The organism is Methylobacterium carpenticola (genome assembly GCF_042748905.1).
Classification (GTDB): domain Bacteria; phylum Pseudomonadota; class Alphaproteobacteria; order Rhizobiales; family Beijerinckiaceae; genus Methylobacterium; species Methylobacterium carpenticola.
Genome location: NZ_JBHZEO010000001.1, coordinates 2,616,183 through 2,633,482, shown reverse-complemented (window position 1 = coordinate 2,633,482; position 17,300 = coordinate 2,616,183). Strand labels below are relative to the sequence as shown.

15 protein-coding genes and 1 pseudogene are annotated in these 17,300 nt (G+C 72.0%); 7 read left to right on the top strand and 9 right to left on the bottom strand.

What is annotated here, in order from left to right:
- Nucleotides 1-380: 380 nt before the first annotated feature.
- The 3 genes from otnK to ltnD are packed head-to-tail and all read right to left on the bottom strand — an operon-like array spanning nt 381 to nt 3,567.
- The gene (otnK, locus tag ACE101_RS12515; protein ID WP_379129730.1) at nt 381-1,649 is read right to left on the bottom strand and encodes a 3-oxo-tetronate kinase; all 1,269 of its coding nucleotides are present in this window, start codon (nt 1,647-1,649) and stop codon (nt 381-383) included.
- Nucleotides 1,646-2,428 carry a 2-oxo-tetronate isomerase gene (otnI, locus tag ACE101_RS12510; protein WP_379129727.1) on the bottom strand — a complete coding sequence of 261 codons (783 nt, stop codon included), beginning with the start codon at nt 2,426-2,428 and terminating at the stop codon, nt 1,646-1,648. Before otnI ends, otnK begins: the two co-directional genes overlap by 4 nt.
- Before the next feature lie 26 nt (nt 2,429-2,454).
- Nucleotides 2,455-3,567, bottom strand: a complete 1,113-nt coding sequence (gene ltnD, locus ACE101_RS12505; protein ID WP_379129724.1) for an L-threonate dehydrogenase — start codon at nt 3,565-3,567, stop codon at nt 2,455-2,457.
- Nucleotides 3,568-3,621: 54 nt separating this feature from the next.
- Between ltnD and ACE101_RS12500 the strand changes: the two genes are divergently transcribed.
- The 6 genes from ACE101_RS12500 (at nt 3,622) to ACE101_RS12475 (ending at nt 9,725) form a co-directional block, all read left to right on the top strand.
- Entirely contained in the window at nt 3,622-4,671 is a 1,050-nt protein-coding gene (locus tag ACE101_RS12500) for a LacI family DNA-binding transcriptional regulator (RefSeq protein WP_379129721.1), read from the top strand.
- Nucleotides 4,672-4,684: 13 nt separating this feature from the next.
- Nucleotides 4,685-5,368, top strand: a complete 684-nt coding sequence (otnC, locus tag ACE101_RS12495; RefSeq protein ID WP_379129718.1) for a 3-oxo-tetronate 4-phosphate decarboxylase — start codon at nt 4,685-4,687, stop codon at nt 5,366-5,368.
- A gap of 235 nt (nt 5,369-5,603) precedes the next feature.
- On the top strand, nt 5,604-6,683 hold the full coding sequence (locus tag ACE101_RS12490) for an ABC transporter ATP-binding protein (RefSeq protein ID WP_379129715.1): 1,080 nt from the start codon (nt 5,604-5,606) through the stop codon (nt 6,681-6,683).
- Between the two features lie 17 nt (nt 6,684-6,700).
- A complete protein-coding gene (locus tag ACE101_RS12485; RefSeq protein ID WP_379129713.1) occupies nt 6,701-7,999 on the top strand; it encodes an ABC transporter substrate-binding protein in 1,299 nt (432 codons plus the stop codon).
- Nucleotides 7,999-8,892, top strand: a complete 894-nt coding sequence (locus ACE101_RS12480; protein WP_379129710.1) for a carbohydrate ABC transporter permease — start codon at nt 7,999-8,001, stop codon at nt 8,890-8,892. The genes ACE101_RS12485 and ACE101_RS12480 overlap by 1 nt, the downstream gene beginning before the upstream one ends.
- Nucleotides 8,889-9,725: a carbohydrate ABC transporter permease gene (locus ACE101_RS12475; RefSeq protein ID WP_379129708.1), complete on the top strand. Its 837-nt coding sequence runs from the start codon at nt 8,889-8,891 to the stop codon at nt 9,723-9,725. The genes ACE101_RS12480 and ACE101_RS12475 overlap by 4 nt, the downstream gene beginning before the upstream one ends.
- A gap of 118 nt (nt 9,726-9,843) precedes the next feature.
- Here ACE101_RS12475 and ACE101_RS12470 read toward each other — a convergent pair whose 3' ends face one another.
- From ACE101_RS12470 to ACE101_RS12445, 6 genes and pseudogenes are all read right to left on the bottom strand, one after another.
- Nucleotides 9,844-10,686 (bottom strand): ABC transporter permease subunit, encoded by an 843-nt coding sequence (locus ACE101_RS12470; protein ID WP_379129707.1) that lies wholly within the window; start codon nt 10,684-10,686, stop codon nt 9,844-9,846.
- Between the two features lie 5 nt (nt 10,687-10,691).
- On the bottom strand, nt 10,692-11,474 hold the full coding sequence (locus tag ACE101_RS12465) for a taurine ABC transporter ATP-binding protein (RefSeq protein ID WP_379129705.1): 783 nt from the start codon (nt 11,472-11,474) through the stop codon (nt 10,692-10,694).
- A gap of 22 nt (nt 11,475-11,496) precedes the next feature.
- Nucleotides 11,497-12,525 carry a taurine ABC transporter substrate-binding protein gene (tauA, locus tag ACE101_RS12460; RefSeq protein WP_379129702.1) on the bottom strand — a complete coding sequence of 343 codons (1,029 nt, stop codon included), beginning with the start codon at nt 12,523-12,525 and terminating at the stop codon, nt 11,497-11,499.
- A 109-nt stretch (nt 12,526-12,634) separates the two neighbouring features.
- Nucleotides 12,635-13,687: a PAS domain-containing protein gene (locus ACE101_RS12455; RefSeq protein WP_379129700.1), complete on the bottom strand. Its 1,053-nt coding sequence runs from the start codon at nt 13,685-13,687 to the stop codon at nt 12,635-12,637.
- Nucleotides 13,688-13,742: 55 nt separating this feature from the next.
- Complete coding sequence (locus ACE101_RS12450) at nt 13,743-15,314, bottom strand: hybrid sensor histidine kinase/response regulator (protein ID WP_379138617.1); 1,572 nt, start codon at nt 15,312-15,314, stop codon at nt 13,743-13,745.
- A 42-nt stretch (nt 15,315-15,356) separates the two neighbouring features.
- Nucleotides 15,357-16,012: pseudogene (locus tag ACE101_RS12445) on the bottom strand (GAF domain-containing protein); the annotation flags it as partial.
- A gap of 487 nt (nt 16,013-16,499) precedes the next feature.
- Between ACE101_RS12445 and lanM the strand changes: the two are divergent.
- A complete protein-coding gene (lanM, locus tag ACE101_RS12440) occupies nt 16,500-16,904 on the top strand; it encodes a lanmodulin LanM (RefSeq protein ID WP_379129698.1) in 405 nt (134 codons plus the stop codon).
- Nucleotides 16,905-17,300 lie beyond the last annotated feature (396 nt).

Here is a 17,300-nt window from a genome sequence, read left to right as displayed (position 1 = left end):
GACAAAGAACCGCAGCGTGGCGATTTTGCACCATGCAATCAACTGGAAATATTCAAACCATGCATCGCGATTGTCTCGAAACTTCGATCAGGAAACGTGACAGATAACAAAATATTCCTATCGTTTTACGGAAATTTATCTGAAATAAACAAATGTTGATACTCGAGAATGGCAGCGATTGTGCCTGTCCGGCGTTCGTCGCTTCGTCAGCGACAGGCACCGAGCTCCCGGTTCCCAAGCCTCGACGCAGGTCCTCGGGAGGCTCGCAGTCCTGCGGGATGGGAGAGGCCGGTCGCGGCCCCGGGGTGAGAGCCGCCCCGTCGGCCACGCCGCAGCCCGCCCCCTCGGCGTCGGCCCGCTGCGGGCCGGCGCGGGCCCGCTCAGGGCATCAAGGCGAGCGCGTCGGCGAAGAAGTCCCGCCCGCCGAAATTCCCGGACTTGAGCGCGAGCCGCATGGCGCCGTCGACCGTGCCGAGCACGGGCACGCCGGGCGCGATCTCGGGTCCGACCCGGAAGGCCCGCAGCCGAAGCGCATCGACCACGGCCCCCGAGGTCTCGCCCCCCGCGACGACGAGCCGGCGCACCCCACGGGCGACCAGACCCGCGGCGATCGCGGCGAGAGCCGCCTCGATGGCGTGGCCCGCCGCCTCGCGGCCGTGGCGGGCCTGGAGGGCGGCGACGGAATCCGGGCTCGCGCTCGACGCGATCAGCACCGGCCCCGCCCCGATGCGCTCCGCCGCCCAGGCGAGGGCGGCCTCCGCTTCCTCCGGGCCGGCGAGCAGCCGCTCGGGGTCGAGGCGGCACACTGGCATCACCGCCTCGGCGGCCGCGACCTGCCCGAGAGTCGCCTGCGAGCAGCTGCCCGCGAGGCAGGCCGCCGGCCCGCCCACCGGGCCGCCGAGCCCCTCCGCCGCGGAGGCCGCCCGCACGCGACCGCTCGCCACCAGCGCCTGGGCGAGGCCGAGGCCGAGGCCCGAGGCCCCCGTCGAGACCGGATCGGTCAGGCAGGCCGCCCCGAGCACGGCGAGATCGGCATCGAAGACCGCATCGGCGATGGCCGCGCCCTTGCCCTCGGCCGCGAGCGCGTCGAGGCGGGCGCGGACGGCCTGCGGGCCCTTCGCCACCGTAGCGAGGTCGATCAGCCCGACGGGGTGCCGGCTCTGGCGGCCCAGCACCCGCACGAGGTTCGAATCCCGCATCGGGTTGAGGGGATGGTCCTTGAGCGGGCTCTCGTTCAGCGGGACGGAGCCGACGAAGAGATGGCCCTGATAGACGGTGCGCCCGGTCTCCGGGAAGGCCGGGGTCACGAGGGCGATCCCGGCTCCCGCATCCCGTCGCAGGGCGTCCGTGACCGGGCCGATATTGCCCGCATCGGTGGAATCGAAGGTCGAGCAGACCTTGAACATCACGTGGCCGGCGCCCCGGGCGCGCAGCCACGCCTCCGCCTCGCGGGACCGGGTCACCGCGTCGGCGGCGGGGATCGAGCGGCTCTTCAGCGACACCACCACGGCGTCGATGTCCGGCAGGGCGAGGTCGGGCCCCGGCACCCCGATGGTCTGGACCGTGCGCAGGCCCGCCCGGGTCAGGGTGTTGGCGAGGTCGGAGGCGCCCGTGTAGTCGTCGGCGATGCAGCCAAGGGCGAGGGTCATGCGCGCGCTCCCCGGTAGGGTGCGAACCAGCCGAGGCCGGCCTCGGTCCCGGCCTTCGGGTTGTACTCGCAGCCGACGAAGCCGTCGTAGCCGAGCCGGTCGAGTTCCGCGAACAGGAAGGCGTCGTTCATCTCGCCGGTGCCGGGCTCGTGGCGGTCGGGCACGCTCGCGGTCTGGACGTGGCCGATCATCGGCATCAGCGCCCGCAGCCGCATGGTCACGTCGCCGTGCAGGATCTGGCAATGGTAGAGGTCGAACTGCAGCTTCAGGTTCGGCAGGGCGAGGTCGCGGATGAGATCGGCGGCGGCGCCGAAATCGTTGAGGAAGTAGCCCGGCATGTTGCGGGCGTTGATCGGCTCCAGCACGAGGTCGAGTCCCTCGCGGCCGAGGCGTTCGGCGGTCCAGGCGACCGCGCGGCGATAGGCGTCCCGCGCCCGCGGGTCCGCCCGGTCGGCCATGCCGGCCATCAGGTGGAGGCGCCGCACGCCGGTCTCGGCCGCGTAGGCGAGCGCGGTCTCGACCCCCGCCGTCAGCTCGTCGAAGCGCTCGGGCAGCGCCGCGAGGCCCCGCTCCCCCGCCGCCCAGTCGCCCGGCGGCAGGTTGAACAGGGCCTGGGTCAGGCCGTGGCGGCGCAGGCGCTCGCCGATGGCAGCGGGCGGATGCTCGTAGGGAAACAGGAACTCCACCGCGGTGAAGCCGGCCCCTGCTGCCGCCGCGAAGCGGTCGAGGAACGGGCGCTCGGTGAACATCAGCGTGAGGTTGGCGGCGAAGCGCGGCATGGCTCCTTCCCTCCTGTCGTGCGATCTCAGGGCAGCGTCGTGCCGGTGACCTGCGCGTAGAGCCGGGCGACGGAGGAATCGTCGTCGCGTCCCATGCCGGCGGCGGAGGCCATCAGGAACATCTGCAGGGCGGCGGCCGCCACGGGCACCGGGAAGCGCTGGGCGCGGGCCATGTCCTGCACGATGCCGAGATCCTTGACGAAGATGTCGACGGCGCTGCGGGCAGCGTAGTCGCCGGTCAGAACCCGCGGCATGCGGTTCTCGAACATCCACGAATTGCCCGCCGAGGCGGTGATGACCTCGTAGACCTTGGCGAGGTCGAGGCCCTGGCGGGCCGCGAAGGCCATCGCCTCGCTCGCCGCCGCGATGTGCACGCCCGCGAGCAGCTGGTTGATCATCTTGAAGGCGGCGCCCTGGCCGGGCGCGTCGCCGAGCGCGTAGACCGTCGCCGCCATGGCGTCGAGGGCGGGCTTGGCCCGCGCGAAGGCCTCCGCGCTGCCGGAGGCCAGGATGGTCAGCGCCCCCTCGGCGGCGCGCTGCGCCCCGCCGCTGATCGGCGCGTCGAGGTAGTGCCGGCCCTGCCCTTCGAGCCGGGCGGCGAGCCTGCGGGCGATGTCCGGATCCATGGTGGCGCAGGACACGAACACCGCACCCTCCGGCATGGCCTCCGCGACGCCGGCCGCGCCGTCGCGGCCGAACAGCACGCCCTCGGTCTGGGCCGCGTTCACGACGACGCAGACGACGATGTCGGCCCCCGCCGCCGCGGCGGCCGGGCTCTCGGCCTGCCCGGCCCCCTCGCCCGCGAGGCGTGCCATCACCGCCGGGTCGAGGTCGAATCCCACCACGTCGAGCCCGGCGCGGCGCAGCGACTGCGCCATCCCGTAGCCCATGGAGCCGAGGCCGATCACGGCCGCACGCGCGGACCCTGCGGTCATGGCGATGCTTCTCCTCCCTGGCGCGTCGTCTTGGCCCGTCCGGGCTGCGGCGCGTCCCTGCACTGTGACACGGCTCCGGCGCCTGACCAGTCTCAAGACGGCGACGTCCGGCCGTATCCCTGGTCTAACAAGCTTTGGCAGCGCTGCCAATCTCCAGGATCTTCGCCTCTCGGGTGCGTTGAGCGGGGCCGGTAGACGTGACATCGTGGGCGGCCGGAGAATGGCGCCCTGGCGGGGCCGATCCGGACGGGAGGATGCATGGAGGACCACGAGGGGCGGAGCGGCTCCGCGGAGGGGTCGCCGCTGGGCCGCGAGAGCGCGGCGCGCCGTCCCGTGACGCTCGCGGACGTGGCGCGGGAGGCGCGCGTCGGCGAGAGCACGGTCTCGCGGGTGCTGCGCAGCCACGGCTCCTTCTCGGAACGGACCCGGGCGCAGGTCGAGGCGGCGGTGGCGCGGCTCGGCTACGTGCCCAACCGCATCGCCGGAACCCTCGCCTCCACGGGGTCGCGGCTGATCGGCATCGTCATCCCGTCCCTCTCGAACATCGTGTTCCCGGACCTGCTGCGCGGGGCCACGGGGGCGCTCGACGCGGAGGGGTTCCAGTCGGTCATCGCGGTGACGGATTACGACGAGGAGCGGGAGGAGGCGCTCGTCGCCTCGCTCCTGAGCTGGCGGCCGGCCGGGCTCCTCGTCACCGGCCTCGAACACACGCCGGGCGCCGTGCGGCGGCTCACCGCGAGCGGGGTGCGCGTGGCCGAACTCCTCGACGTGGACGGGCCGGGCCTCGACATCGTGGTCGGCTATTCCAACCGGTCGGCCGGCGAGACGAGCGCCCGCTACCTGATCGGCCGGGGCTACCGGCGCATCGCCTATCTGGGCCACGACCTCACGCGGGACCGGCGCGCGGGCAAGCGCTACGCGGGGTTCCGGGCGGCCCTCGCCGAGGCCGGCCGGCCCCTCCACGACGAGGAGCGCATCGCGACCCCGTCCTCGGTGGAGGCGGGCCGCGACGGGCTCGCGGCCCTGCTCGCCCGCTCGCCGGATTGCGACGCGGTCTACTTCTCCAACGACGACATGGCGCTCGGCGGCTATTTCCACTGCCTGTCGCGCGGCCTCACGGTGCCGGACCGGCTGGCCCTGTTCGGCTATAACGGCCTCGACGTGGGCCGGCTGACGCCGCAGCCGCTCACCACCATCCGCACGCCGCGGGTGGAGGCGGGGGCGACGGCAGCAAGGCTCCTGTGCAACGACGCCCCCGCCACGGTGGTGGATCTCGGCTTCGAGCTGATCACCGGCGCGACGGCGTGAGGGAGGACGGCCGATGAGCGAGAGCGACCTGCGCGAGGCGATCTGCCGGTTCGGGCGCTCGCTGTTCGAGCGCGGGCTGACGCCCGGCTCCTCGGGCAACATCTCGGTGCGGCTCGACGACGGCGGCTGGCTGGTGACGCCGACGAACGCCTCCCTCGGCTTCCTCGACCCGGCCCGGATCTCCCGCCTCGACCGGGACGGCCGCCTCCTCTCGGGCGATCCGCCGACCAAGGAGATCCCGTTGCATGGGGCGCTCTACGATTCGCGGAATACCGCCCGCGCCATCGTGCACCTGCACTCGACGCACGCGGTCGCGGTCTCGATGCTGCCGGAGATCGACCCCCGCGCGGTGCTGCCGCCGCTCACCGCCTACGGCGTGATGCGGGCAGGGGCGGTGGCGCTGGTGCCCTATTACCGCCCCGGCGACCCGGCCGTCGCGGACGCGATCCGGGGCCTCGCGGGAGCCTATTCCTCGGTGCTGCTCGCCAATCACGGCCCGGTGGTGGCCGGCGACACCCTGGAGGCGGCGGTGTTCGCGACGGAGGAGCTGGAGGAGACCGCCAAGCTGTACCTGCTCCTGCGCAACCTCAACCCGCGCCAGCTGACGCCGGCCCAGGTGGCGGATCTGGTCACGCATTTCGGGCTGACGCTGCCGGAGCATCATCCCCACGCGGGCTCCGGCTGCGGCACGGGCTGAGCGGGGGCTTCGCCTGCCTCAAAGCCCAGACCGGCACGGTCCCACCCTCGGCGAACACGGGGACGATCATGCGCGGCCTCGGCACCATCCCGGCCTCGGCACCATCCCAAGAAAATAAGCGATGATCGCGTGACGGAGGACCAAGGGGCAGCCCGCTTCCCCCCTGTCAGTCCGTCATCGAACCGTCATCCCGTCGTCATTCGGCGGCAGCAGAGGGCTCCTAACAGCCCCGCTCATGCCCTCTGCCTCCGGACCGCAGGCCGCCATCCAGCTCGACGCCGTGCGCAAGCAGTTCGGCGAGACGCGGGCCCTCGACGACATCAGCCTCACGGCCGCGCCCGGATCGCTCGTGGTGCTGCTCGGCCCCTCCGGCTGCGGCAAGTCCACGCTGCTGCGCGTGCTCGCCGGGCTGGAGCCGGCAAGCGGCGGCCACGTCCGCCTGAACGGGCGCGACGTCACGGGACTGCCGCCGGGTGCGCGCGGCCTCTCGATGGTGTTCCAGTCCTACGCCCTGTTCCCCCATCTCACGGTGGCCGAGAACATCCTGTTCGGCCTGCGCGCCCGCCGGGTGGAGCGGGCCGAGCGGGCGGCGCGGCTGGAGCGGGCCGCCGGGATGCTCGGTCTCGCCAAGCTCCTCGACCGGCGCCCGGCCCAGCTCTCCGGCGGGCAGCAGCAGCGCGTGGCCCTCGCCCGCGCGGTGGTGGCCGAGGCCCCGATCTGCCTGATGGACGAGCCGCTCTCCAACCTCGATGCCAAGCTGCGCGCCGAGATGCGCCGCGAGATCCGCGCCCTGCAGCAGCGGCTCGGCCTGACCATGGTCTACGTCACGCACGATCAGGTCGAGGCCATGAGCATGGCCGATCAGGTGGTGCTGATGCGCGAGGGGCGCATCGAGCAGGACGCGACGCCCGCCGCCCTCTACGCGGAGCCCGCCAGCACCTTCGCGGCGGGCTTCATCGGCACGCCGCCGATGGCGCTGCTGCGGCTGGAGGCCGGGCCCGGCGGGGCCGTGATCGCCGGGGCGCCCGAGCACCCGGTCGCCGCCCCCGCCGCGGCGGGCGCCCTGCTCGGGCTGCGCCCGGAGCAGGTGGCGCCCACCGAGGGCGAGGGCTTGCCCGCCCGCATCACCGGAGTGGAGTTCCTGGGAGCCGAGACCGTGCTGGCCTGCGCGGTCGGCACGGGCGGCGAGACGCTCCAGGCCCGCGTGCCCGGCCACCACGCGCTCGCGGCCGGCAGCCCGATCCGGCTGCGCCTGCCGCCCCCCGTCCATCTCTTCGATCCCGCGACCGGCCGGCGCCTGCCGCGTCCGGCCTGAACACCGAGGACCAGCCCATGCCGATCACCCCGTCGATCACCCGCCGCGGCGCCCTCGGGGCGTTCGCCGCCGCGCCGCTCCTCGCCGCTCCCGCGGTGCGGGCGCAAGCGCCCGTGCAGCTCACCTTCAACTACCCGGTCGCGGTCGGCGGTCCGATCACCACGGTGATCGACGGCTACTGCGCCGATTTCGAGCGCGCCCATCCGGGCATCCGCGTCCGCCCCGTCTATACGGGCACCTATCAGGACTCGATCACCAAGGCGCTCACCGCGGCGCGCGGCGGCGACGCTCCGCAGGTGGCCTGCCTGCTCTCCACCGACATGTTCACGCTGATCGACGAGGGCGTGATCCTACCCTGGGACGGGCTGCCCGGCGTCGAGCCGAGCTGGACGGACGGCTTCTACCCGGCCTTCATGGAGAACAGCCGTACGGGGGGCAGGACCTGGGGCATCCCGTTCCAGCGCTCGACCATCGTGCTCTACTACAACAAGGACGCCTTCAAGGAGGCGGGCCTCGATCCCGAGACCCCGCCGCGGAGCTGGGCCGAGCAGGCCGCCTTCGCCGAGAAACTGACGAGGCGCCAGGGCGACGCCGTGAGCCAGTGGGGCATCCAGATCCCCTCCTCGGGCTTCCCCTACTGGCTGTTCCAGGCGCTCACGACGCAGAACGACGTGCGCCTGATGAACGAGGCCGGCGACCGCACCGCCTTCGACGACCCCAAGGTGGCCGAGGCGCTGCAATACTGGCTGGACCTGTCGCGGACGCACAAGGTCCACCCGGCCGGCGTGGTCGAGTGGGGGACCACCCCGCGCGACTTCTTCGAGCGCAAGGTGGCGATGATCTGGACCACCACCGGCAACCTCACCAACGTGAAGGACAATGCCCGCTTCCCCTTCGGCGTCGCGAAGCTGCCGGCCGGCCGCCGCCGCGGCAGCCCGACCGGGGGCGGCAACCTCTACGTCTTCAAGTCCGCGAGCCCGGCGCAGCAGGAGGCGGCGGTGAAATTCGCCCGCTTCCTCACCGAGCCGGAGCGCGCCGCGCAGTGGGGCATCGACACCGGCTACGTGGCCACCGGCCCCGCCGCCTGGGACACGGCGAAGATGAAGGCCTACGTGGCGGGCTTCCCGGCGGCCGCGATCGCCCGCGACCAGCTGCCGGATTCGGTGGCCGAGCTGTCGACGCACGAGAACCAGCGCGTCACCAAGGCCCTGAACGACGCCCTGCAGGCGGTGCTCACCGGCCGCAGCCAGCCGGCCCCCGCCCTCGCGGCCGCGCAGGCGGATGCCGAGCGCATCCTGCGCGGCTACCGCGGCTGATGACGCCCGCCGGGTCCGGCCGCACCCGCGCGGCCCTCACGGCCGCGCTGATGCTGGGCCCGGCGGTGATCCTGCTCGCCGCCTTCACCCATTATCCGGCGCTGGCGACCCTGTGGTCGTCCCTGTTCTCGACGCCGCGGGGCGCGCGCCCCGCGCGCTTCGTGGGCCTCGACAACTACGCCGCGCTCGCCGCCGACCCGATCGTGCTGCGGGCGCTCGCCAACAACCTGATCTACGCGCTCGGCACGGTGCCGCTCTCGATCGGCCTCGCGCTCCTCATGGCCCTGTGGGTGAACGGGCGCCTGCGCGGCACCGCCGCCCTGCGGGTGGCCTACTTCACCCCGACCGTGCTGCCGATGATCGCCGTCGCCAATCTCTGGCTGTTCTTCTACACGCCGGATTACGGCCTCCTCGACCGCATCACCCACGCGCTCCTCGGCTGGGGGCCGACCAACTGGATCGGCTCGCGCGAGACCGCGCTCGGCGCCATGATGGCGATCGCGGTCTGGAAGGAGGCGGGCTTCTTCATGATCTTCTACCTCGCCGCGCTCCAGGCGATCCCGCCGGTGCTCTACGAGGCCGCCGCCGTGGAGGGCGCTTCCCGCGCCACCACCTTCCGGCGCGTGACGCTGCCGCTCCTCGGGCCGACCACGCTGTTCATCGCCGTGAACGCGGTCATCAACAGCTTCCGGCTGGTGGACCACATCATCGTGATGACGCAGGGCGGGCCGGACAACGCCACCGCGCTGCTCCTCACCGCCATCTACGACCTCGGCTTCAAGTTCTGGGACACCGGACAGGCGAGCGCCCTCACCGCCGTGCTGCTCGGGATCCTCAGCCTGATCGCGGCCGTGCAATTCCTCCTGATGGGCCGCAGGACCCACTACCGGTGAGCCCGAGCGACCCCACCGGCCTGCCCGGCCGCCTCGCCCTGTCGCTGGAACGGGCGGCGGCGTGGCTCCTCGCCGTGATCTGGGCCGCCCCGGTGCTCTACGCGCTCTGGGCGGCCTTCCACCCCACCGGCTACGCCACGCGCTTCGATCCGCTCGCGCCGCTGACCCTCGACAACTTCGTCACGGCGTGGCGGGCCGCGCCCTTCCCGCGCTACCTCCTCAACACCGTCCTGCTGGTGACCTTCGTCACCGGCGCGCAATTCGTGCTGTGCACGCTCGCCGCCTTCGTGTTCGCCCGCAGCACCGCGCGCGGGATGGGGCTGCTCTTCGCCCTGGTGCTGGTGCAGTTGATGATCATGCCGGACATGCTGATCGTCGAGAACTACCGCAGCATGCGCCAGCTCGGGCTGGTGGACACGATCCTCGGCATCGGCCTGCCCTACGTGGCCTCCGGCTTCGGCATCTTCCTCCTGCGCCAGACCTTCATGCAGGTCCCGCGGGAGCTGGAGGAGGCGGCGCGGGTCGAGGGCTGCGGCACCCTCGGGATCCTGTGGCGGGTCTACGTGCCGCTGGCGCGGCCGACCTACCTCGCCTACGGCCTCACCTCGGTCTCCTACCACTGGAACAACTTCCTGTGGCCGCTGGTGGTCACCAACTCCGTCGAGACCCGGCCCCTGACCGTCGGCCTCGCGGTGTTCTCCTCCGCCGATCAGGGCATCGACTGGGCGATCATCAGCGCCGCGACGCTCCTCACCGCCGCCCCCCTGCTCCTCGCCTTCCTGCTGTTCCAACGGCAGTTCGTGCAATCCTTCATGCGCGCCGGCATCCGCTGATACGGTTTCCGGAAGATCACTTTCGGAAACCGTATCACGAGCCCGCGAGGCGCCTGAGCGAGGCCGGTTTCCGCATCGCGAAGCGATCATCCGGAAGCCGTATGAGAACCTCGCGGGCTCAGGCCTTCCCCTTCCAGGGCACCAGCGTCCGCTCGATCCAGCGCATGGCGATCTCGAACAGGCTCGCGAACAGCCCGATCAGGAGGATGCCCATGATCACCACGTCGGTGCGCAGGAAGTTCGAGGCGTTGAGGACGAGCTGGCCCAGCCCCGCGGTCGCCGCCACCATCTCGGCGGCCACGAGGGTGGTCCAGCCCACCCCCATGCCGATGCGCAGCCCGATCAGGATCTCCGGCAGGGAGGCCGGCAGGATCACGTGGCGGATCACCTGCCAGCGGCTCGCCCCGAGCGAGCGGGCCGCGTTGATCTGGTCCTGCGAGGCCGAGAGCACGCCCGAGCGCGTGGCGAGCGCCACCGGCGCGAAGCAGGCGAGGAAGATCAGCAGCACCTTCGAGAGTTCGCCGATGCCGAACCAGATGATCATCAGCGGCAGGTAGGCGAGCGGCGGCAGGGGCCGGTAGAACTCGATCACCGGATCGAGCATGCCCCGCGCGATCCGGTTCGTGCCCATGGCGAGGCCCGCCGGGATGCCGAGCAGCGCCGCGAGCCCGAAGGCGCTCATCACCCGCCCGAGGCTGTCGCGCACGTGGGTGCCGAGCGTGGCCCCGTCGAGATCGCCGTTCCAGGCTTGGCCGAGGGCGGCGAGGATCGCCTCGGGTGGCGGCAGGAACAGCGGCTTGATCAGGCCGAGATGGGTGGCGAGCGCCCACAGGATGAGCAGCCCGAGCACGGTGGCGGCGCTCACCACGGGAATCAGCATCGGGCGCGCCGCGCCCGCCCTCGGCAGGGCACGGAGCGCGCGGCGGACCGGAGCGGCGGCGAGCGGGGAAGCGGCGTCCATGGCGGTCAGTCTCCGGCCGGCGCGGTGCGGTGATGGATCGTCGCGAGCACCCGCTCGCGCATGGCGATGAAATCCGGATGCGACTTCACCGCCCGGGCATCGCGGCCCGCCAGGAAGGCGCGCGCGAAGGGCAGGTCGATCGTCTCGACGATCCGGCCCGGGCGCGGGCTCATGATCACGAGCTTGGTGGCGAGGAAGACCGCCTCCTCGACGTCGTGGGTGATGAAGAAGGCCATCTTGCCGGTGCGGTCCCAGACGTCGAGGATCAGCTCCTGCACCTGCTCGCGCGTGAAGGCGTCCAGCGCCCCGAGGGGCTCGTCCATCAGGAGGGCGCGCGGGTCGCTGGCGAGCGCCCGGGCGAGGCCGACCCGCTGCTGCATCCCGCCCGAGAGCTCGTAGGTCTTGCGGCCGGCGAAATCCGCGAGGCCGACGAGGCGCAGGGTCTCGAGGGCGAGGCGGCGGCGCTCGGCGCGGGGCACCCCGCGCATCTTGAGGCCGAAGGCGACGTTCTCGGCGACATCGAGCCAGGGCATCAGCGCGTGGCGCTGGAAGACCACGCCCCGGTCGGCCCCCGGGCCGGTCACCGGCTCCCCGTCGAGCAGGATCTCGCCCGTGGTCGGCCGCAGGAAGCCCGCGATCGCCGAGAGCAGGGTGGTCTTGCCGCAGCCCGAGGCGCCGAGCGCCACCACGAACTCGCCGGGCCGGATCGTCAGGTCGACGTGGGAGAGGGCGATCACGCCCGCCTCCCCCTCGCCGTAATGCACGCTGAGGTCGTTGATCGCGAGCATGGACGGGATCTCCGGTCCGGGCCTATCTCGTCGCGGCCTCGACGTAGTCCTTGGTGACGAAGGGGGCGTAATCCGGCGCCACGGCCTGGACCCGGCCCTGCTCCTTCAGGAAGGCCGCCGTGGCGGCGAGCGCCTTGGCGGCGGTCCCGCCGAGCCACGCGGCGGAGGCCTGCTCCTCCAGGGTCAGGAAGCGGTAGGCGGCGAGGCTCGCCGGGACGTCCTCGGGCGCCGAGCCGCTGATCTTGCCGATCGCCTTGGCCTCGGGCGAGGCCGGGCCCCAGGCGGCGGCCTTGGCCTTGTACTCGGCATCCTTGGCGGCGAGCATCTTCACGAACTGCACGAGGAAGGGCTTGTTGGCCGCCGCCCATTCGCGCGAGACCACGATGCCGTCGAAGGTGGCGTGCCCCTTCTTCGAGATCTCGCCCGCCGACGTGATCACGGTGCCGGTCGGCTTGATCCGGGCGAGAACCGGGTCCCAGACGAAGGTGGCGTCGATGTCGCCACGCTCCCAGGCCGCCGCGATCTCGGGCGGGCGCATGTTGAGGATCTTGACGTCCTTCTGGGTCAGGCCCGCCTCGGCGAGGGCCGCGATGAGCTGGTAGTGCGAGGTCGAGACGAAGGGGACTGCGACGGTCCTGCCCTTCAGGTCGGCGATGGTCTTCACGCCGCTGCCGGTGCGGGCGACGAGTTGCTCGGCATCGGCGATGTCGTCGAGGATCCAGACGAGCTGGATGTCGAGCCCTTGCGAGGCCGCGGTGGCGATCGCGCTCGATCCGGCCTCGCCCATCTGGACGTTGCCCGAGGCCATGGCGCGCACGACGTCGCCACCGCCGCCGAACTTGCGCCAGTTGATCTTGTAGCCGGTCGCCTTCTCGATCTCGCCGTCCGCCATCAGCAGGCGCAGGGGCACCACCATGTCCTGATGCGCGAAGGTCAGCTCCTTCTCGGCGGCGGCGGCCGGGCCGGTCCCGAGGAGGCCGGCGGCGAGCGCCCCCAAGAGGAGCGCTCGGACATGGCGGCGGATCGGTCCGGTGAGGCGTGAGGCTGTCATGGTGGCCCGGCGGTCCCTGTTGCGGTGCACAAGGATCGCCGAAGGCAAGATGCGTGCGCAAGAGGCCTGACCTCGGCCCCGGCCGGATCCGGGGCCGCGCACCCGGCTCTCAGGCCCGCGCCACCGCGATGACGCCGTCGTCGAGCAGGCAGAAGCGGATGCCGGCCCGGCGCAGGGCCTCGATCACCCGCTGGCGGGAGGGGGCTGCGGGCGATTCGGCTTCCTGCTCCAGCCGCCGGATCGTCGAGAGGGACAGGCCGCTCGCCTGAGCGAGGTCGGTCATCGACCAGTCGAGGAGACCGCGGGCGGCGCGCAGGTGATGGCCGAGGACCGCCTGACGCAGGCCCTGGCGCATCAGGAGGGAGGCGGGCTGAAGCCCCGCCTCCGCGGGCGTCGTCATCCCGGCCCAGCCGACCAGGGCCGCGTCGTCGAAGAGCGGCACGAAGTTCACCCGGAACCGCAGGCGCGAGCGGTCCGCCAGGATGAGCGTGGGCCGGATGTCGAAGGGCTTGCGCTCCAGGGCCCGGGCCTGGAACAGCTCGGTCCAGCCCGCCCGCTCCTCGGGCGGCTTGAACGAGTAGTCGCCGGCGTTGAGTTCCTCGAGGGGCAGGCCGGTGAGGTGCGACAGCTCGACCGGATGGTTGGTGACCGGGATCCGCGGGATCGCCCAGGTGAAGGACAGGGTCTCCTCGAACACCAGCCGCCGCTGCCGCTGCTCCTCCTTGCGCGCCTGGACCAGCCGCTCGCGATCGGTCACGTCGAGCACGACGCCGGAGGCGCCGCGGGGCCGGCCGTCCGGCGCGAGATGCATCTCGTTGCGGCTGAGCAGGATGCGGATCGTCCGGTCGGGGCGAATCACCCGGAAGGTGTAGTCGGCCAGGATGCCGCCCTGCATCATCTGCGCGGTGGTGGCCATCCGGCCCTGATCCTCCGGGTGGACCAGGCTGTAGAACAGCGCGTAGCTCGGTGCGACGCCGAGCGCTTCCAGCCCGAGCAGCCGGAAGAATCCCGGCGACCAGTAATGCTCGTCTGCCCTGAACGCCCATGCCCAAGAGCCGGTCAGACCATGGCTCTCGATCATCCGCAGGAATTCGCTGGAGGAGAAGGATAGACCGAGGGCGTCCATGACGAGGGTCGGGATATAATCGTTGGGCCGGATCATACACCAGCGCTTCGGTCAGTCCTATCTGATACAGCCCGTGACGCCGCCGCGGCGGTCAGCGCAGCGGCATCCCGTGACGCCCCCGCCGCACCGCATCGCGGAGCACGCGGGCCAGCTCTTCGGTCGAGTAGGGCTTGCGCAGCACCTCGAAGCCGTGGGCGTCGTCCTGAGCGAGGACGTGGCTGTAGCCGGAGGTGAGGACGACCGGCAAGCCGGGATGGGCCTCGCGCAGGTGCTGGGCCAGGGCGATGCCGCCCATGCCGGGCATGACCACGTCCGAGAACACCGCGTCGAAGCGCATCGGCCCGCGCTCGATCTCGGCGAGGGCGAGTTCCGCGTTCTCCGCCCAGACCGCCCCGTGGCCGAGATCCTCCAGGATCTGCGTGCAGAACCGGCCGACCTCGAGGTTGTCCTCGACGACGAGGATGCAGAGACCGCCCTCGGGCTCCGCGGGCGCGGCCTCCCCGTCATCGTCCGCGCCCGCGGCGGGCGCCTCCACCTGCGGCAGGTAGAGGGTGAAGGTGGTGCCCTCGCCCGGCAGGCTGCGCACGGCGACGTCGCCGCCCGACTGCTTGGCGAAGCCGATGACCTGGCTGAGGCCGAGGCCGGTCCCCTTGCCCACCTCCTTGGTGGTGAAGAACGGCTCGAAGATGCGCCCGATCGCGTCCGGCGCGATGCCCGAGCCGGTATCCCGGACGGAGACCGCAATGAAGGGCCCCTGCGCGCCGGCATGCCCGCGGATCGGCGGCATCGGGCAGCCCCCCGCGAGGCGGAGCGTCAGCGTGCCCTCCCCCTGCATCGCGTCGCGGGCGTTGACCGCCATGTTCACGAGCGCCGTCTCGAACTGGCTCGCATCCGCCCGCACGTGGCAGGGAGCCTCCGGCAGCTCGGTGACGACGCTGATGCGCGCGCCGGTGACCGAATCGAGCATGTCCGCGATCGCGCGCAGGCGGAGGCCGACATCGAAGACCTCCGGGTTGAGCGCCTGGCGCCGCGCGAAGGCGAGGAGCTGGCCGGTGAGCTTGGCCGCGCGGTCCACGGTGTCCGACACCGCGTCGAGGTAGCGCCGCCGCCGCTCCTCCGCGAGATCGGGCCGGCGCAGGAACTCCACCGAGGAGCGGATGATGGTGAGCAGGTTGTTGAAATCGTGCGCCACGCCCCCGGTGAGCTGGCCGATGGCCTCCAGCTTCTGCGACTGGCGCAGAGCCTCCTCGGCCTGACGCTGCTCGGTGACGTCGCGGCCGAAGCCGTAGAACAGCCCGTTCTCCGGCACGATGGTCCACAGGATGCGGCGCCGGCCGTCCTCCGGGGTCCTGCAAGTCATCTCCACAGCGTCCACCACGGCGCCCGCGCCGAGCCGCTCCAGCGTCGCCGCGGCGATCCCGTGCTCCTCCGGGACGATGAAATCGAGGAGGAGGCCGCCCACCATGCGCTCCTGCGGCCAGCCCAGCAGCCGCTCCCAGGATGGATTCACCGCCTGGATCGCACCCGCAGGCGTGACGACGATCTTGAGCACCGGGGACAGGGCCCAGACGCGGTCGCGGTCGCGCGCCTGCAGGGCGACCTGCGCCTCCAGGCGCTCGGCCCGCGACTGCAGCAGCTCCTCGACGCGTTTGCGGTCGGTCACGTCGTGCACGAAGACGTAGAAGCCGTCGGGAGCCCCGCCGAGCGTCAGGCGCGGCAGGTAGCGGGTGTCGGCGATGCGCTGCTGACCATCCGGACAGGTCCAGTCCTGCTCGAAATGGACCTCCTCCCCGGCGAGCGCCCGCTCGATGGCGCCGCGAAGGCCTCGGGGCCGGTGACGGCGAGCACGCTCCGGCCGACGACCTCCTCGGGCGTCAGCCCCATCCAGCTCCGGTAGGCCGCGTTGGCGAAGCGGTAGATCAGGCTGCGATCGATGAAGCCGATCAGCACCGGCATCGCGTCCGCCACCAGGCGCAGCTCGGCCTCGCGCGCCCGCAGCGCCGCCGCCGACCGGCGGCTCTCGAGCTGCGCCATCACGGTGCGCGCGAGCGCCTTCAGGATGCAGGCCTGCGGCTCGGTCAGCGTGCGCGGCGCGCGGTCGAGAACGCCAAGGGCGCCGATGATGTGCCCCTCCGGCGTCACCAGCGGGACGCCGGCGAAGAAGCGCAGATGCGGCGCCCCGGTCACGAGGGGACTGTCGGCCAGTTCCGGCTCGGCCGCGAGGTCGGGCAGGACGACGAGGCCGTCCCCGGCGGCGGCCCTGGCGCAGATCTCCCTGCGCAGGGGCATCTCCCGGATCTCGTGCCCGAAGGCGGCCTTGATCCATTGCCGCCCGGCATCCGCGAAGGCGATCTGCGCCATCGGCGTGCCGCAGGCCTGCGCGGCCATCTCCGCAATGTCGTCGAAGGCGCGCTCCGGCGGCGTCCCGAGAATCCCGTAGGACCGGAGGGCCGCGAGGCGGTGCGGATCGTGCGGGTCGAAGCCGGGACGGCCGGACGTGGTGGGGTGCATGGTCACGCAGGCCGTCTTAGCGCATGCGGGGCACGAGACCAGGGCGTGCAGGCGCGGACGCAGGCCGGCCACCGGGCTTTCCGGAACGCCGATGCGCCCGCGCCGCGCCTCTCTGCCGGCGGATGCCACCGCAGCGCAGCATGTCGGTCATCCCCGCATCGTATGCGCCGGACGCATCAATGCGCTTGCTCAAGCGAGGCCGTGACGTCATCAGGGTCAGACCGCGCCAGTACTTTCGCCGTCGCGCGAGGCCCTTCGGGCCGAGGCCGGCGGACCCGGGCTCGCCGGTCGTTTTTCCTCCGGGACGCACTGCGCGCCCCAGCGATTGGAGATGTCGATGACCCCCGTTCTGCGGAAAGCCGCCGTTCTCGCCGCCCTGATGGGCACCCTGTCCGCCGGTCCGGCCCTCGCGGCCAAGCCGGCCGCCGTGATCAAGGCGCTGGATCCGGACAACGACGGCACCCTCGATCTCGCCGAAGTGAAGGCTGCCGCGAAGGCGGTGTTCAACTCGCTCGATCCCGACAAGGACGGCACCCTCGACGCCAAGGAACTCAAGGGCCGCGTCTCGCTCGAGCAGCTCAAGGCGGCCGATCCGGACAACGACGGCACCCTCGACGAGGACGAGTACCTCGCCCTGGTGGAGGCGTATTTCAATGCGGCCAACCCGGACAAGGACGGGACGATCGACGCCAAGGAGCTGTCGACGCCGGTCGGCCGCGCCCTGACCAAGCTGATCCGCTGATCCAGGCGGGCCCGCAGGCGGAAACGCCCGCCAGGGCCGCAGAGCGGACGGGCCGCACGGATCCGGTGGCACGCCAGACAAGCTTCGGGCGCATAGCTGCCCTACGCTCAAGTCTGTTGAATTGTGCGCTGCAGCGTGGGAAGACACCGCCGTGCACCGCCGCGATGGCGTCGCGGCAGTGCCTGCCCTCTATGGGCGTTTCCTCCCTAGACTTCGGGCCGCTCCGCAAGGGCGGCCTTTTTTCTGTGCGGCATCGGGTCCTCATCCCCCGCCGCGGGCTCGTTGCGGCCAAGCTTGTCGACCGGCCCTGGGGCGGTGCCTGCGAGATCCGCACGATCTTCCGGCATGGCCGATCCGGTTGGCGAGACAATCCGGCCAGGCATCGCGCCGCCGCCC

Bases quoted from the DNA above. Each gene is read 5' to 3' on its own strand.
- otnK (WP_379129730.1), bottom strand. From the start codon at position 1,649: ATGACCCTCGCCCTTGGCTGCATCGCCGACGACTACACGGGCGCCTCC.
- ACE101_RS12455 (WP_379129700.1), bottom strand. From the start codon at position 13,687: ATGATCCGGCCCAACGATTATATCCCGACCCTCGTCATGGACGCCCTC.
- ACE101_RS12465 (WP_379129705.1), bottom strand. From the start codon at position 11,474: ATGCTCGCGATCAACGACCTCAGCGTGCATTACGGCGAGGGGGAGGCG.
- otnC (WP_379129718.1), top strand. From the start codon at position 4,685: ATGAGCGAGAGCGACCTGCGCGAGGCGATCTGCCGGTTCGGGCGCTCG.
- ACE101_RS12470 (WP_379129707.1), bottom strand. From the start codon at position 10,686: ATGGACGCCGCTTCCCCGCTCGCCGCCGCTCCGGTCCGCCGCGCGCTC.
- ACE101_RS12500 (WP_379129721.1), top strand. From the start codon at position 3,622: ATGGAGGACCACGAGGGGCGGAGCGGCTCCGCGGAGGGGTCGCCGCTG.
- lanM (WP_379129698.1), top strand. From the start codon at position 16,500: ATGACCCCCGTTCTGCGGAAAGCCGCCGTTCTCGCCGCCCTGATGGGC.
- tauA (WP_379129702.1), bottom strand. From the start codon at position 12,525: ATGACAGCCTCACGCCTCACCGGACCGATCCGCCGCCATGTCCGAGCG.
- ACE101_RS12490 (WP_379129715.1), top strand. From the start codon at position 5,604: ATGCCCTCTGCCTCCGGACCGCAGGCCGCCATCCAGCTCGACGCCGTG.
- ACE101_RS12480 (WP_379129710.1), top strand. From the start codon at position 7,999: ATGACGCCCGCCGGGTCCGGCCGCACCCGCGCGGCCCTCACGGCCGCG.
- otnI (WP_379129727.1), bottom strand. From the start codon at position 2,428: ATGCCGCGCTTCGCCGCCAACCTCACGCTGATGTTCACCGAGCGCCCG.
- ltnD (WP_379129724.1), bottom strand. From the start codon at position 3,567: ATGTCACGTCTACCGGCCCCGCTCAACGCACCCGAGAGGCGAAGATCC.
- ACE101_RS12485 (WP_379129713.1), top strand. From the start codon at position 6,701: ATGCCGATCACCCCGTCGATCACCCGCCGCGGCGCCCTCGGGGCGTTC.